A 13,491-nucleotide genomic window follows, 5' to 3' on the forward strand; every position below is an offset into this window, starting at 1 on the left:
GGCGCCGCGCACGTCATAGGCGACGACGTGGTGGTCGGCGGCGAGGTCCGTGGCGAGGGCGTCCCAGACGGAGGCGTTGTCGGGGTAGCCGTGGACGAGCAGGAGCGTGGGACGCGCGGGGTCCCCGGCGGTGTGGACGGCCAGGCGCTGGCCGTCGGAGGCGGTGACGTGGCCGCGGGGGCGCAACGGGGAGTTCATCGGGTCACCTCGCTGGTGGCGGTGGTGGAGGGTGAGGGGAGGGCGCGGGAGTCCCACCTGCGCACGTGCGGCAGGGCGTCGTCGAGCCAGTAGGCGTCGTCCTCGGTGACGACGAGGATCTCCTCGAACTTCACGCCGATGTCGCGGAAGCCGATGTGGGGTTCGACCGCCCACATGCCGGGGGTGGCCGGGTGGGCGGAGATGTCGCCGTCCGCCCACAGGGGGGAGCGGTGGTGCATGCGTTCGACGACGAGGTCGCCGACGAGGGTCTGGAGGGAGCGGACCCCGAAGCCCGCGACGATCGCTCGGGGCAGCCTCGATCGCACCTTCCCGACCTGGTGGGCGATGACGCGGCCTGGATAGACCTGGTGGCGGTTGTCGTAGCCCTGGTCGCGGATGAGGGCGTCGACGGAGCGGTAGACGTCCTGGAGGGTGTCGCCCGCGCGGACCCGCTCGACGATCAGGCGGCGGTGGGCACGCAGGTCGTCCATGAGCCGGTCGTGCAGGGGGTTCTCGCCGAGGTATCCGGAGTAGCCGATGTCGGCGACGTATCCGTCGCGGACGGGGGCGCAGTCGAGGATGAACGGCATTCCCTCCTCCAGCCTGCGCCGGGACGGGAAGAACTGGAGGGGCACTGTGAAGCCTCGGAAGGCGGTGCGGTCACCGAACCAGGCGAAGGGGGTGTGGAACCAGTCCTGGACCCCGTGTCCTTCGAGGTGCTCACGGATGCGGCGGGCCGCCTCGCGTTCGGTGACACCGGGTTCGAGGGTCGCCGCCACGTCACCGGCGGCCTGGTAGGCGAGCTGTTGGAGCTCGCGGAAGGCGTCGAGCTCAGCCTGAGGGGGTGTGTTCCCGGTCACTTTCGTGTGAGACATTCTGTCATGTTAGACATCCTGTCAATAAGTGTCCACGGTCGGGGTGCCTTTCCCGAGCACGCGAACGACCGCGTCCGCCGGGGTTCGGCGGGCGCGGTCGTCGGCCGGTGTGTCGTGGGGTTGGCGGTGGTGGCTGGTGGTGCGGGGACTACGGGGCGGCGGGCATCGGTTGTGGGTGGTGGGTCGGGTTTTGTTTCTTGGAACGGTCACCCCAGGGGGTTTTCGTCCGGCCGTCGGCGGGGTTCCTGTGGATGGGGCCGCGCCGTGGGCGTCCGCCTGAGGGTGCCCGTCCTGCCGCGGAGCGGCCCCTCAGGCGGTGATGGGCGGCGGGCGGGCCGAAGCGAGGCGGCGGGACCAGGAAAGGTACTGCCTACCGCCCCTCGTAGGTGTGCAGCGACTCGCTGATCTTCTCGGCGGCCGACAGCACCGCCTGGGAGTGCATCCGACCGGGTGAGCGGGTCAGGCGCTCTATCGGTCCGGAGACTGAGACGGCGGCGATCACGCGCCCGCCCGGGCCGGACACCGGGGCCGACACCGAGGCGACGCCCTGCTCGCGTTCGGCCACGCTCTGGGCCCAGCGGCGGCGGCGTACCTGGGCCAGGCTGGCCGCCGTGAAGCGGGCGCCCACCAGGGAGCGGCGAATGCGGTCGGGGTCCTCCCAGGCGAGCAGCACCTGGGCGGCCGAACCGGCGTTCATGGGCAGTTCGCTGCCGACGGGCACGGTGTCGCGCAGTCCGCTGGTGCGCTCGGAGGCGGCCACGCAGACCCGCAGGTCGCCCTGACGGCGGTAGAGCTGGGCGCTCTCCCCGGTCAGGTCACGCAACTGGACGAGCACGGGCGCGGCCACGGCCAGGAGTCGATCCTCGCCGGTGGCGATGGAGAGCTCGCCCAGTCGCGGACCCAGCACGAACCGGCCCTGGCTGTCGCGGGCGACCATGCGGTGCCGCTCCAGGGCGACGGCCAGGCGATGCGCGGTGGGCCGCGCCAGACCGGTGATCTGTACCAGCTGGGCGAGGGATGCCGGACCCGATTCCAACGCATCGAGGACGGACATCGTCTTGTCCAGCACACCGACGCCGCTGGATGAGCTAGAGTTGTCCATGACTTGATATTGCCGTCTCGAAATATGGAATGCAAGTCAGCCCGCACGTCCGCGCTGGGTCCACCACGACACGGGCCCGAGACGAAGAACGAGAGAGGCGATCGCCCATGGCACGCACGATGGCCGAGAAGGTCTGGGAGGAGCACGTCGTCCGACGTGCCGACGGCGAGCCGGACCTGCTCTACATCGACCTCCACCTGGTCCACGAGGTGACCAGCCCGCAGGCCTTCGAGGGCCTGCGCCTGGCCGGTCGTTCCGTGCGGCGCCCCGACCTCACGATCGCGACCGAGGACCACAACGTCCCCACTCAGAACCTGCTCGCCCCGATCGCCGACCCCGTCTCCCGCAAGCAGGTCGAGACCCTGCGCAAGAACTGCTCGGACTTCGGGGTGCGCCTGCACCCCATGGGTGACATCGATCAGGGCGTCGTGCACGTCGTCGGCCCCCAGCTGGGCCTGACCCAGCCCGGCATGACCATCGTCTGCGGTGACAGCCACACCAGCACCCACGGCGCGTTCGGCGCGCTGGCCTTCGGCATCGGCACCAGCCAGGTCGAGCACGTGCTGGCCACCCAGACGCTGCCCCTGGCCCCCTTCAAGACCATGGCCGTCACGGTCAACGGCACGCTCAAGCCAGGTGTGTCGGCCAAGGACATCATCCTCGCGGTCATCGCCAAGATCGGCACCGGCGGTGGCCAGGGCTACGTCATCGAGTACCGCGGCGAGGCCATCGAGTCGCTGTCGATGGAAGCCCGCATGACGGTGTGCAACATGTCCATCGAGGCGGGCGCCCGTGCCGGGATGATCGCCCCCGACCAGACCACGTTCGACTACATCCGGGGCCGGGACCACGCCCCGAAGGGCGAGGACTTCGACGCGGCGGTCGAGCACTGGAAGAGCCTGCGCACCGACGAGGGCGCCGTCTTCGACGCTGAGGTGGTCCTGGACGCCGACGAGCTGAGCCCGTTCGTCACCTGGGGCACCAACCCCGGCCAGGGCGTTCCGCTGGACGCCTCCGTGCCCGACCCCGCCTCCTTCGCGGACTCCAGCGCCCGCGCCGCCGCGGAGAAGGCCCTGGCCTACATGGACCTGGCCCCCGGCACGCCGATGCGCGAGGTGAGCGTCGACACCGTCTTCCTGGGGTCGTGCACCAACGGCCGGATCGAGGACCTGCGCACCGCGGCCGAGATCATGCGGGGCCGCAAGGTCGCCGACGGTGTCCGCATGCTGGTCGTTCCCGGCTCCATGCGGGTCAAGGAGCAGGCCAACGAGGAGGGGCTCGGCCGGGTCTTCGAGGAGGCCGGGGCCGAGTGGCGCGAGGCCGGGTGCTCGATGTGCCTGGGCATGAACCCGGACCAGCTCAAGCCGGGGGAGCGCAGCGCCTCCACGTCCAACCGCAACTTCGAGGGCCGTCAGGGGCGCGGAGGTCGTACGCACCTGGTGTCGCCGCAGGTGGCCGCGGCCACGGCGGTGCGCGGAACGCTGTCCTCGCCCGCCGACCTGGTGTCCCTGTAGGACCCCGACCAGCTAGGAGAGACCTGTCATGGAGAAGATCGACGTCCACACCGGTCGGGCCGTCCCGCTGCGCGCCAGCAACGTCGACACCGACCAGATCATCCCCGCCGTCTACCTCAAGCGTGTGAGCCGGACCGGCTTCGAGGACGGCCTGTTCGCCGAGTGGCGCGGGAGCGACCCCGACTTCGTCCTGAACCGCCCTGAGTACTCCGGTGCGTCCGTGCTGGTGGCGGGTCCGGACTTCGGCACCGGCTCCTCGCGTGAGCACGCCGTGTGGGCCCTGAAGGACTACGGTTTCCGCGCGGTGCTCTCGTCGCGCTTCGCGGACATCTTCCGGGGCAACTCGCTCAAGGGCGGGCTGCTGACCATCCTGCTGCCGCAGGAGGTCATCGAGAAGCTGTGGGAGACCGTCGAGGCCGACCCCGGCACCGAGGTGACCGTCGACCTGGTCAACCGCGAGGTCCGTGCCCCGGGCGTCCAGGAGTCCTTCGAGCTGGACGACTACACCCGGTGGCGGCTGATGGAGGGGCTGGACGACATCGCCCTGACGCTGCGTCACACGGAGGGGATCGGGGCGTTCGAGGAGACGCGCAAGCGCTGGCTTCCGGTGACCCTGTAGGCGCCGGAACGTGCTCTGGAGCGGGGTCGGAGGGGTGTGTGACGCAGTACACCCGCCGACCCCGAAATATTTTACCTTTACTTGGTGTGACCAGCCGCTTGCAGGGTTTGCGTCCTCAATCTCGTCATGTGACGTGCCCGGAATCCGGTTATACGTAGGCATTTGAGGCTCACACAAGGGGGCAAAAGGGACTCGTGGGACGGCGTCCCACGAGTCGGTTCCACTGCCTTCCGTAGCTGGCTCGCAGGTGGGGAAGGGGCCGACACGCCTTCCCCACAGGCGTTTGTATTTGTGTAACGGGCCGAGCTTCCCCTAATTTCGTGCGAGCAAGGGGGAACCGGAGGAACCTTATGAACAAGCGTGACCTGATCGACGCGATCTCCGATCGGCTCGGAGACAAGAAGACCGCGACCGAAGCGGTCAACGCTGTGCTTGAGACCATTCAGGCCACCGTGGCGTCGGGCGACAAGGTCGCCATCACGGGCTTCGGCGTGTTCGAGAAGTCCGAGCGCGCGGCCCGCACCGCGCGCAACCCCGCCACCGGGGAATCCATCAACGTCCCCGCGAGCTTCGTTCCGAAGTTCCGCGCCGGCGCTGACTTCAAGGCCCTGGTCAACGACGGGAAGAAGTAGTCCCACCGCCGAACGGCGACGGGTGGGCTCCGCCCGGGTCCCTGACAGGGGCCCGGGCGGAGCGCTGTTCGGGGGCGGTGTCGACCGCGGGGGCGAGGCCGCCCGGCCCGGGGTGGACCCCCGCCGTGGGAGTGCGGTCGCCCATCCGCTCCAGCAGCTCCCGGGTGCGCGCCCCCACCCCCAGTCGGACCGCCGCGCGCAGGTCCTCCGGTGTGTCCACGTCCCGCCGGACGGAGTCGACGTCCGCGACCACCAGTTCCCGGGCGCCCGAAGCCAGATGCCGGGCGCGGGAGGCGCCCTCGAAGGCGGGCAGGAACGGGGCCCCGGGGGCCGAGGCGAGCGCGGTCGTGCCCACCCCGGGCGCGTCCGGCAGGAAGGACCGGCGCTGACCGGCCGCCGCCGTCAGGACCCGGCCGAGTTCGTCGGGGCGCAGCGCGGGCAGGTCCGCGGACAGGGCGCACACCCCTGATCCGGGCAGGCGCCGCCGCGCGACCGCCGCCCCGTGCCGCAGCGCGGGATTGAGGCCCGTTCCCGGCTCACCGCCGACCACCACCGCGCCCAGGGCGGCGAGCTCGTCGCGGGCCCGGTCGTCGTCGGTGACCGCGAAGACCGAGGAGACCTCGGGGCAGGCGAGCGCGGCGGCCACGGTGTCGCAGGCCACGGCCAGCGCCAGGTCGCCCCGGAACGGTCCGGCGGCCCGGGCCAGTCGCGACTTGGCTCGGTCGAGGTGCTTGACTGGGACGATCAGGGACCAGCGCACCCCGGCGCGCGCGGCCCCGTCTCGCTCTCCGAAGCCGGTCACGGTCCCCCCGGGGCGTCGGTACGGCAAGGGCAGTGACACGAGGGTAGGCGCTCGGGGACGGGCGCGGCGCGGGGCCCGGGCGGATTTCGGGCCGGTGACCTGCCCGGTGACGTGCGTCTCCGGGCTGGAGGAGCGGGTACCGGTTCGCCCTAGACTGAACCGGTCGTGCTCCGGGGTCCGGACGGGCCCGGAGCGATGAAGTGAGGAGTCCCGTGGCCAAGCAACGAGAATCGCGATGGGTGAAGGTGGTCGTGGCGTGCATCGTGCGCCCCCTCCTCAGGCTGGTGACCAAGCCCGTCTGGTCGGGAACGGAGCACGTTCCCGCCGAGGGCGGGGTGATCATCGCCGCCAACCACCTGTCCACGGTCGACCCGCTGACGGTCGCGCACTTCATGTACGTGGGGGTTCGTCGCTGGCCGACCTTCACCATGAAGGACGCGGTCATGCGGATCCCGGTGGTGCGGTCGGTGGCCAAGAGCACGGGGCAGATCCCCATCAAGCGCGGCAGCACGGACGCCGTCAAGGCCCTGCACGAGGCCGAACTGGCGCTCACGCGGGACGGCGCCTCGGTGATCTTCTACCCGGAGGGCACCTGCACGCGTGACCCCGAGCTGTGGCCGATGACCGCCAAGACCGGAGTGGCCCGTCTGGCGCTGACCACGGGGGTTCCCGTGGTACCGGTGGCGCACTGGGGCGAGCAGAACCTCCTCCCGTACCAGGGGGACAAGAAGCTCAGCCTGTTCCCGCCCAAGCGCGTGGAGTTCCGCGCCGGACCGCCGGTGGACCTGGACCGTTTCCGGGACAGGCCGCTGACCGCCACGATCCTGAACGAGGCCACCGAGGCGATCATGCGCGACATCACCGCGCTCCAGGCCAAGATCCGGGGCGAGGAGCCGCCGGCGGTGCCCTACGACATGAAGCGGGCGCGGGTCCAGGCCCGGCCCGAACGCGACGGTGAGACGGCCGGCGGGGGTTCGGCGGAGAAGACCGCAGCGGGTGAGGACGACAACGGGAAGAACGAGGCGTGACGGGGCGGATGGACAGCGACAAGGTGAGGATCGCCGTGCTTGGCGCCGGTTCCTGGGGGACCGTGTTCGCCAACATCGTCGCGGACGCGGCGGACCGGGCGCGGAGGGAGGAGCCGGGGGGTCCGGCGGTCGATGTCGTGCTGTGGGGGCGGCGCGCGTCGGTCGTGGACGCGATCAACGCGACCTCCGAGAACCCGGACTACTTCCCCGGGATCGAGCTGAACCCGAGACTGCGCGCGACCGCCGACGCGGCCGAGGCGGTCGCCGACGCCGACGTGGTGGTGCTGGCGGTTCCGTCCCAGTCGCTGCGGGCCAACCTCGTCCAGTGGCGGGAGCACCTGCGTGAGGACGCGGTGATCGTCAGCCTGATGAAGGGCGTGGAGCTGGGCACGCAGCTGCGGGTCAGCCAGATCGTCGCCGAGGTCCTGGAGTACCCGAAGGAGCGGATCGCCGTGGTCTCCGGGCCCAACCTGGCCCGGGAGATCGCCGAGCGCCAGCCCGCCACCGCCGTCGTGGCCTGCCCCCAGGAGGAGACCGCGGTCTGGCTCCAGGGGCTGTTCAAGGCGCCGTACTTCCGCCCCTACACCAGTACCGACCTGGTCGGGGTGGAGATCGGCGGGGCGATGAAGAACGTCATCGGGCTCGCCGTCGGCGTGGCCGAGGGAATGGGCTTCGGGGACAACACCAAGGCCTCCCTCATCACCCGGGGGCTGGCCGAGACGACGCGGCTCGCCGTGACCCTCGGCGCCGACGAGCACACCCTGTCCGGCCTGGCCGGATTGGGTGACCTCGTGGCGACATGCTCCTCGCCACTGTCGCGTAACCGAACATTCGGTGAGAAACTGGGCGCGGGCAAGACCCTGGAACAGGTCGTCGCGGAGACCAGTCAGACGGCCGAGGGGGTCAAGTCCTCGGAGTCGATCCTCGAACTGGGTTGGCGGCACGGGGTCGACATGCCGATCACCGAGGCCGTCGTCAAGATGATGCACCACGACCTGAGCCCCGCCGAGGCGCTGGCCGCGTTCATGGCGCGCAGCGCCAAGCCCGAACGCTACGGGGTCTGAGAGAGAGCAGTATGCCGCACGTACCCGCCCCCGGACCCGAAACGGAGTTCACCCGGGCGCTGAACCTGCCGTCGGCGCCGGTTCCGGCCGAGCGTCCGATGCGGATGCCCGTCCACCGGGCCACCACCTACGAGTTCCACACCTCGCAGGAGTACGCCGACGTGCTGGCGGGGACCCAGGAGGGGTACTCCTACGCGCGGATCGACAGCCCGACGGTGGACGCGTTCGCCGAGGGGGTCGCCGCGCTGGAGGGCGCCGGGCTGCGCACGCGGGTGCGGGGACAGGCCTTCGCGTCGGGTATGGCGGCGATCAGCACGGTGCTCATGGCGTTGACCGAGGCCGGTGCGCACGTCGTGGCGGCTCGGTCGATCTACGGCAACACGCACTCGCTGCTCGGCGGACTGCTCCGGAGGTTCGGCGTGCGCACGGACTTCGTGGACGTCACCGACCTGGACGCGGTGCGGGCGGCCGTGCGCCCGGACACGGCCGTGCTGTTCACCGAGACGCTGTCCAATCCCACCATGGCGGTGTCCGACCTGCCCGAACTGGCGCGGATCGCGCGGGAGGCGGGTGCGACCCTCGTCGTGGACTCCACGTTCGCCTCCCCCGTGGTGTGCCGTCCGCTGGAGCACGGGGCCGACGTCGTCGTGCACTCGGCGACCAAGTTCATCGGCGGGCACAGCGACGCCACGGGCGGTGTGGCGGTGGCCGCGCCCGAGTTGATCGACCGGATCCGGGCGGCCCGGATCGACCTGGGGCCGTGCCTGGCCCCGGACGAGGCCTACCTGCTGCACCGGGGCTTGGAGACACTGCCGCTGCGGGTGGCGCGGCAGTGCGAGTCCGCCGCCGCGTTCGCCGCGGCGCTGGAGGGGCACTCCGCGGTGGAGCGGGTCGACCACCCGTCCCTGGCCTCGCATCCGCAGACGGAGCTGGCCGCGAAGCTGTTCGACGCCGGGCGGTGCGGCGCGGTCGTGACCGTGCACCCGCGTGGTGGGCAGGAGGCCGGGATGCGCTTCGCCGACCGCATCCGGCTGGGCACGGTCGCCGCCTCGTTGGGCGGGACGCACACGCTGGTGGGGCACGTCGCCTCCACCACGCATCGCCAGATGAGCGAGACCGAGCTCGCGGACGCGGGTATCTCCCCTGGAGCGGTGCGGTTCTCCATTGGTCTGGAGGACCCCCAGGACCTCATCGACGACGCCCTCGCGGCGCTTGATGCGGACATCTGACACAAACGGGGCGCTTTCCCGGTTCCGGTTCCACCAAAAGGCGAGATAAGGTCAGGCAGCATGTCGTCCGAGCAGCGCAAGATTCGGGTCGCCGTCGTCTTCGGCGGTCGTAGTTCCGAGCATGAGATCTCCTGCGTCACCGCGGGCAGTGTCCTGTCCGTCGTCGACCACGACCGCTACGAGATCGTGCCGGTCGGCATCACCAAGACCGGCAACTGGGTTCTGGCCCCGGCCGACCCCGAACGGTTGCGGATCGACGAGGCGACCAAGGCGCTGCCGACCGTCGCCGAGGACGGCACGGACCTGGCACTACCCTTCGACTCCGTCGGTCAGCTGATGACCGTCGACCCCGAGCGGGGCGTGGAGCGCCTGGCCGGGGTGGACGTCGTGCTGCCGCTCCTTCACGGGCCGTTCGGTGAGGACGGCACCATCCAGGGGCTGTTCGAGATGATGGGTGTGCGCTACGCGGGCGCCGGGGTGTTCTCCAGCGCGGCCGCCATGGACAAGGTGTTCATGAAGGCGATGCTCATCGGCAACGGGATCCCCACCAGCGACTACGTGGCGGTCACCGACCGGCAGTGGCGGACCGAGCGCAAGAGGGTGCTCGACGACATCGCCGACCTGGGCGGGACCGTCTTCGTCAAGCCCGCCCGTGCGGGCAGCAGCGTCGGCATCAGCAAGGTGGGCGACGCCGGGGACGCCGACGCGGTGATCGCCGCCGTCGAGGCCGCCCGGGAGCACGACCCCAAGGTGCTGGTGGAGGCCCAGGTGGTCGGACGTGAGATCGAGTGCGGCGTGCTGGAGGCCGAGGACGGCGGGACCCCCGACGTCTCCCTCCCGGCCGAGGTGCACGTCGCCGACGGGTTCGACTTCTACGACTTCGAGGCCAAGTACCTGTCCACGAGCAGCCTGACCATTCCGGCGCGGATCCCGGAGGACGCCACCGCCCGACTGCGCGGCATGGCGGCCGAGGTGTTCGAGGCGATGGGCTGCGAGGGCCTGGCGCGGGTCGACTTCTTCTACACCGAGGACGGCGAGATCCTCGTCAACGAGCTGAACACGATGCCCGGGTTCACCCCGGCCTCGGCGTTCCCGCAGATGTGGGGGGCGACCGGTGTCGACTACGCCGCGCTGGTCGACCGGATGATCACCACCGCGCTGCGTCGGCGTCCCGGCCTGCGCTAGACGCACGCGAAGGGCGGTTGACCAGCTGGTCAACCGCCCTTCGCGTGCGTTGGGGACGTCGGAGCGGCGGTCAGCCCCGGGCGGGCGGGTGCCCCTGCCCGTGCGGAGGCCACGGAGCTCCGGGCAACGGGTGGGATCCGGGGGCCTGCGGGCCGCCCGGCAGGCCCGGCCCGTGCGCGGTGAGCGGTTGTCCGCCGGGGCCGTTCCAGCCCCGCCGCTCACCGGCCTCGAACAGCTCCCGTGCCAGGATCGTGCCGCCCGCCGCGGCGGCGGGGAACACCGCGATCGCCACGAACGGGATCGCCAGCAGGAAGTACGTGGGAACGGCGTAACCGAGCACGCGCAGGCGGCGGGTGCCCATGTAGCGGCGGCGGTCCCGGACCAGGAGCATGTTCCGCCGGTCGAAGGCCCCGGCCAGGAGCTCGATGGCGAGCAGCCAGCCACCGAGCACGGCCGCCAGGACCGCGCCGACGACCTGCCCGACCAACGGGATGAAACCGATCCCGAACACGACCAGTGTGACCAGCAGCGACATCAGGATGATTCCGAGCGACTGGCGGATCGCCCGCACGATGGACGCCATCAGCGGCTCGTCGCTGCCCTCGGGCGGGTTGCCCAGCCGCTCCTCGACCAGCTCACCGATCTTGTCGTAGACGGGCGCGCCCAGTGTCAGCGTCACGGTCGTGAACGTCACGACCATGACCAGGACGGCGCCGATCGCCATGGCCACGGAGACCGCGACGCGCAGGGTGTTCCGCCAGGTGGGGTCCCACCCCTCCGAGAACGGCGTCGCCCACGCCGCGAGGTCGCCGACGTTGACCAGGAGCGTCACGAACAGTGCCAGGAACACCAGCGACGTGAACAGCGGGGGCAGCGCGCCCAGAAGGAACAGGCGGGGGCTGCGCACCATCATGCCGAAGCCGCGAGCCAGCGCGCCCGCACCACCGAGGATTTCGCGAAGAGAGTTGACCACGCACGAACCCTAGAGGATCGGCCCGCCGGTGTCAGACGCGCGGGTGAGCAGGGGGCGGGTTCTGTTCCGCCGGGGGTCCATTCCTGTGTGTTTCCTGGAAAACGCGTACGCTTGTCGTGTGCCCTCGCTACTGTCGGACACGTTCCGAACACCGTGGGGGTTGCGAATGACGTGTGTCGCTCACGAGCGGGTGGAGGAAACGATGGTGGACCTCCCGACGCTGGCTGAAAACCTCGAACTCCCGGAGGGTTATCGCACGGAGATCATCAACGGGAGCATCGTCGTGTCACCAACACCGACCACCGGCCACGCTGACATCGTGACGGTTCTTCAGGAGATCCTGATCATGGCGGGCCTTGGTGATCAAGGTCTCCGCACCTATCAGGTCATCACGGTGGAGATCCCCGAGACGGGGGATCGGTATGTGCCTGACTTGATGGTCATGCCCAAAGCAGCGGTTCATGGCAAGAGTGGTGGTGGTAGCCAGTGGATTCAGCCTGCTGAGGATCTCGAGCTCGCGGTCGAGGTGGTTTCTCCGAGTAGCAGCCTCCACGACTGGAAGACCAAGGTTCGGGGGTATGCCCAGGCGGGTGTACCGCTCTACTTGGTTATTGATGCCCGAAAGGATGAGATCGCCCTGTTCTCCAACCCTCACAAGGGGGAGTATCGAGACGTGGCCCGAGCTCTCCGTGATGAGTCCGTGAAGCTTCCCGATCCCTTCGACATCGAGATCAAGGTGAAGTCACTCTTCTCCTAGTGGATGCTGGCTCGGTCCCGACGCGAGGAATGAGCACAGTGCTCGTTCCTCCCGTCGGTCCGGGGGCGTGCGGGGGAGGGCCGTCACCCGCCATGGTTCTCAGCGGGTACTCACGTTCCGGAACCACCCCTGCTCCCGGGACAGCTCCGCGTACGTCCCCGACTGGATCACCCTCCCCTCGCGCACGACGTAGATCCGGTCGACCCGCTCCAGCCCCGTCAGGTCGTGGGTGATGAGCAGGGTCGAGTACCCCTCGGCGGCGGCCAGCAGGTCGTCGACCACCGCGTCCCGCGTGTCCGGGTCCAGGTGAGCGGTGGGCTCGTCCAGCACCAGGACCCTCGGGTCCGCCAGCAGCGCGCGGGCCAGCGCGAGCCGCTGCACCATGCCCCCGCTCAGCCCCAGGCCGTGCGTGCCCACCGGGGTGTCCAGCCCCTCGGGCATCGCGGCCACCTCGTCCGCGAGCCGGGCCCTGCGCAGCGCCGCCCACAGCTCGTCGTCCTCCGCGCCGGGCCGTGCCAACCGCAGGTTCTCCCGCAGCGTCGACGCGAACACGTGCGGGTCCTGCGGCACCCCCGACACCACCGCGCGCACCTCGTCCGCCGGGTAGGCGGTCACGTCCGTGCCGCCGAGCTCCACCCGGCCCCCGTCCGGGTCGCGGAACCGCAGCAGCACCGACGCCAGGGTGCTCTTGCCCGCACCGCTCGGCCCGATCACCGCCACCGTCGCACCGGCCGGGATCTCCAGATCCACCCCGGCCAGCGCCCACGGCTCGTCCGGGCCGTACCGCACCCTCAGGTCCCGTATCCGCACCGTCGGATCACCCTCCGGCTCCAGCCCGGTGCGGGTGGGCGGCGCGACGGCCGCGGGGGTGTCCACGACACGGAACAGCCTGGCCCCGCTCGCCCGGATCGCCCCCAACCTGGCGGCCACCGCGGGCAGCGGCGCCACGATCTCGAACGCCGCCATCGTCGTCAGCACCAGCACCGCCAGGGACACCGCGTCCAACGTGCCGCCCTCCACGGCGGCCACTCCCAGCAGCAGCGCGGCCCACACGGTCAGGCCGGTGATCAACGCGGTCGCCCCCGCCCCGAACCCGAGGATCGCCGCGTCCCGCCGTGCCATCCGTGTCAGTTCCTCGTCGGCGGCGTTCACCCGCTCCACCTGCCGGTCCATCGCCCCGTAGGCCACCAGGTCCGGCGCCCCGTGCAGGGTGTCCACGAGCGCGGTCGACAGTTCTCCCCTCGCCTTCGCCTGCCGTCGTCCGGGGCCCCTGCCGAGCGCGGCGGCCGCGAGCGGTACCGCCAGACCGGCCAGCAGCAGCCCCGCCGCGAGCAGCGGCCCGCCCGGCGCGTACACCGTGGTCAGGAAGAGCACCGTCGCGCCGCCGGTCACCACTGACACCAACGGCGGCGTCAGCCCGCGCACGAGCAGGTCCAGCGTGGCCTCGGTGTCGTTGACCAGACGTGACACCAGGTCACCCGTCCGGAACCGGCCGAACGGCTCGGTGGCCGCG

General features: G+C 70.8%; 14 protein-coding genes. 8 read left to right on the forward strand and 6 right to left on the reverse strand.

The genetic code is table 11. The features are described from left to right. The 3 genes from D471_RS33505 to D471_RS0108240 all read right to left on the reverse strand — a co-directional run. Positions 1-198, reverse strand: a 198-nt coding sequence (locus tag D471_RS33505; protein WP_040688876.1) for an alpha/beta fold hydrolase, incomplete at its 3' end; no start/stop codon positions are given. After that, complete coding sequence (locus D471_RS0108235) at positions 195-1,073, reverse strand: M24 family metallopeptidase (protein WP_040688878.1); 879 nt, start codon at positions 1,071-1,073, stop codon at positions 195-197. The genes D471_RS33505 and D471_RS0108235, both read right to left, overlap by 4 nt. A 370-nt stretch (positions 1,074-1,443) precedes the next feature. Further along, complete coding sequence (locus tag D471_RS0108240; protein ID WP_026127527.1) at positions 1,444-2,127, reverse strand: IclR family transcriptional regulator; 684 nt, start codon at positions 2,125-2,127, stop codon at positions 1,444-1,446. A gap of 155 nt (positions 2,128-2,282) precedes the next feature. Between D471_RS0108240 and leuC the strand changes: the two genes are divergently transcribed. The 3 genes from leuC to D471_RS0108255 all read left to right on the forward strand — a co-directional run bounded on the left by leuC (position 2,283) and on the right by D471_RS0108255 (position 4,940). Next, entirely contained in the window at positions 2,283-3,689 is a 1,407-nt protein-coding gene (gene leuC, locus D471_RS0108245; RefSeq protein ID WP_017598176.1) for a 3-isopropylmalate dehydratase large subunit, read from the forward strand. 28 nt (positions 3,690-3,717) lie between these two features. Then, positions 3,718-4,308 (forward strand): 3-isopropylmalate dehydratase small subunit, encoded by a 591-nt coding sequence (gene leuD / locus D471_RS0108250; RefSeq protein WP_017598177.1) that lies wholly within the window; start codon positions 3,718-3,720, stop codon positions 4,306-4,308. Positions 4,309-4,658: 350 nt separating this feature from the next. Then, positions 4,659-4,940, forward strand: a complete 282-nt coding sequence (locus D471_RS0108255; RefSeq protein WP_017598178.1) for an HU family DNA-binding protein — start codon at positions 4,659-4,661, stop codon at positions 4,938-4,940. Here the strand turns inward: D471_RS0108255 and cofC are convergent. After that, on the reverse strand, positions 4,921-5,742 hold the full coding sequence (gene cofC, locus D471_RS0108260) for a 2-phospho-L-lactate guanylyltransferase (RefSeq protein WP_017598179.1): 822 nt from the start codon (positions 5,740-5,742) through the stop codon (positions 4,921-4,923). The two genes, D471_RS0108255 and cofC, sit on opposite strands and share 20 nt — an antisense overlap. Positions 5,743-5,954: 212 nt before the next feature. Between cofC and D471_RS0108265 the strand changes: the two genes are divergently transcribed. From D471_RS0108265 to D471_RS0108280, 4 genes are read left to right on the forward strand one after another with little or no spacing between them, the layout of a single operon-like run. Continuing rightward, positions 5,955-6,770 (forward strand): lysophospholipid acyltransferase family protein, encoded by an 816-nt coding sequence (locus D471_RS0108265; protein WP_026127528.1) that lies wholly within the window; start codon positions 5,955-5,957, stop codon positions 6,768-6,770. 8 nt (positions 6,771-6,778) lie between these two features. Further along, positions 6,779-7,834, forward strand: a complete 1,056-nt coding sequence (locus D471_RS0108270; protein ID WP_017598181.1) for an NAD(P)H-dependent glycerol-3-phosphate dehydrogenase — start codon at positions 6,779-6,781, stop codon at positions 7,832-7,834. An 11-nt stretch (positions 7,835-7,845) separates the two neighbouring features. Further along, on the forward strand, positions 7,846-9,063 hold the full coding sequence (locus D471_RS0108275) for a trans-sulfuration enzyme family protein (protein WP_017598182.1): 1,218 nt from the start codon (positions 7,846-7,848) through the stop codon (positions 9,061-9,063). A gap of 60 nt (positions 9,064-9,123) precedes the next feature. Then, positions 9,124-10,248, forward strand: a complete 1,125-nt coding sequence (locus D471_RS0108280; protein WP_017598183.1) for a D-alanine--D-alanine ligase family protein — start codon at positions 9,124-9,126, stop codon at positions 10,246-10,248. Positions 10,249-10,318: 70 nt separating this feature from the next. On the opposite strand, the gene D471_RS0108285 is transcribed toward D471_RS0108280, so the two are convergent. Beyond that, the gene (locus D471_RS0108285; protein WP_026127529.1) at positions 10,319-11,221 is read right to left on the reverse strand and encodes an EI24 domain-containing protein; all 903 of its coding nucleotides are present in this window, start codon (positions 11,219-11,221) and stop codon (positions 10,319-10,321) included. A gap of 202 nt (positions 11,222-11,423) precedes the next feature. Between D471_RS0108285 and D471_RS0108290 the strand changes: the two genes are divergently transcribed. Further along, positions 11,424-11,978 carry a Uma2 family endonuclease gene (locus D471_RS0108290; RefSeq protein WP_241479587.1) on the forward strand — a complete coding sequence of 185 codons (555 nt, stop codon included), beginning with the start codon at positions 11,424-11,426 and terminating at the stop codon, positions 11,976-11,978. A 99-nt stretch (positions 11,979-12,077) separates the two neighbouring features. Here the strand turns inward: D471_RS0108290 and cydC are convergent. Further along, positions 12,078-13,491, reverse strand: a 1,414-nt coding sequence (cydC, locus tag D471_RS0108295) for a thiol reductant ABC exporter subunit CydC (RefSeq protein WP_017598186.1), incomplete at its 5' end; no start/stop codon positions are given.

The organism is Nocardiopsis lucentensis DSM 44048 (assembly GCF_000341125.1).
In the GTDB taxonomy this organism is placed as follows: domain Bacteria; phylum Actinomycetota; class Actinomycetes; order Streptosporangiales; family Streptosporangiaceae; genus Nocardiopsis; species Nocardiopsis lucentensis.

What these genes read in the sequence shown, in the direction of transcription:
- leuD (WP_017598177.1), top strand. Translation starts at nt 3,718, where the DNA reads ATGGAGAAGATCGACGTCCACACCGGTCGGGCCGTCCCGCTGCGCGCC.
- D471_RS0108255 (WP_017598178.1), top strand. Translation starts at nt 4,659, where the DNA reads ATGAACAAGCGTGACCTGATCGACGCGATCTCCGATCGGCTCGGAGAC.
- D471_RS0108235 (WP_040688878.1), bottom strand. Translation starts at nt 1,073, where the DNA reads ATGTCTCACACGAAAGTGACCGGGAACACACCCCCTCAGGCTGAGCTC.
- D471_RS0108290 (WP_241479587.1), top strand. Translation starts at nt 11,424, where the DNA reads ATGGTGGACCTCCCGACGCTGGCTGAAAACCTCGAACTCCCGGAGGGT.
- D471_RS0108240 (WP_026127527.1), bottom strand. Translation starts at nt 2,127, where the DNA reads ATGTCCGTCCTCGATGCGTTGGAATCGGGTCCGGCATCCCTCGCCCAG.
- leuC (WP_017598176.1), top strand. Translation starts at nt 2,283, where the DNA reads ATGGCACGCACGATGGCCGAGAAGGTCTGGGAGGAGCACGTCGTCCGA.
- D471_RS0108280 (WP_017598183.1), top strand. Translation starts at nt 9,124, where the DNA reads ATGTCGTCCGAGCAGCGCAAGATTCGGGTCGCCGTCGTCTTCGGCGGT.
- D471_RS0108270 (WP_017598181.1), top strand. Translation starts at nt 6,779, where the DNA reads ATGGACAGCGACAAGGTGAGGATCGCCGTGCTTGGCGCCGGTTCCTGG.
- D471_RS0108275 (WP_017598182.1), top strand. Translation starts at nt 7,846, where the DNA reads ATGCCGCACGTACCCGCCCCCGGACCCGAAACGGAGTTCACCCGGGCG.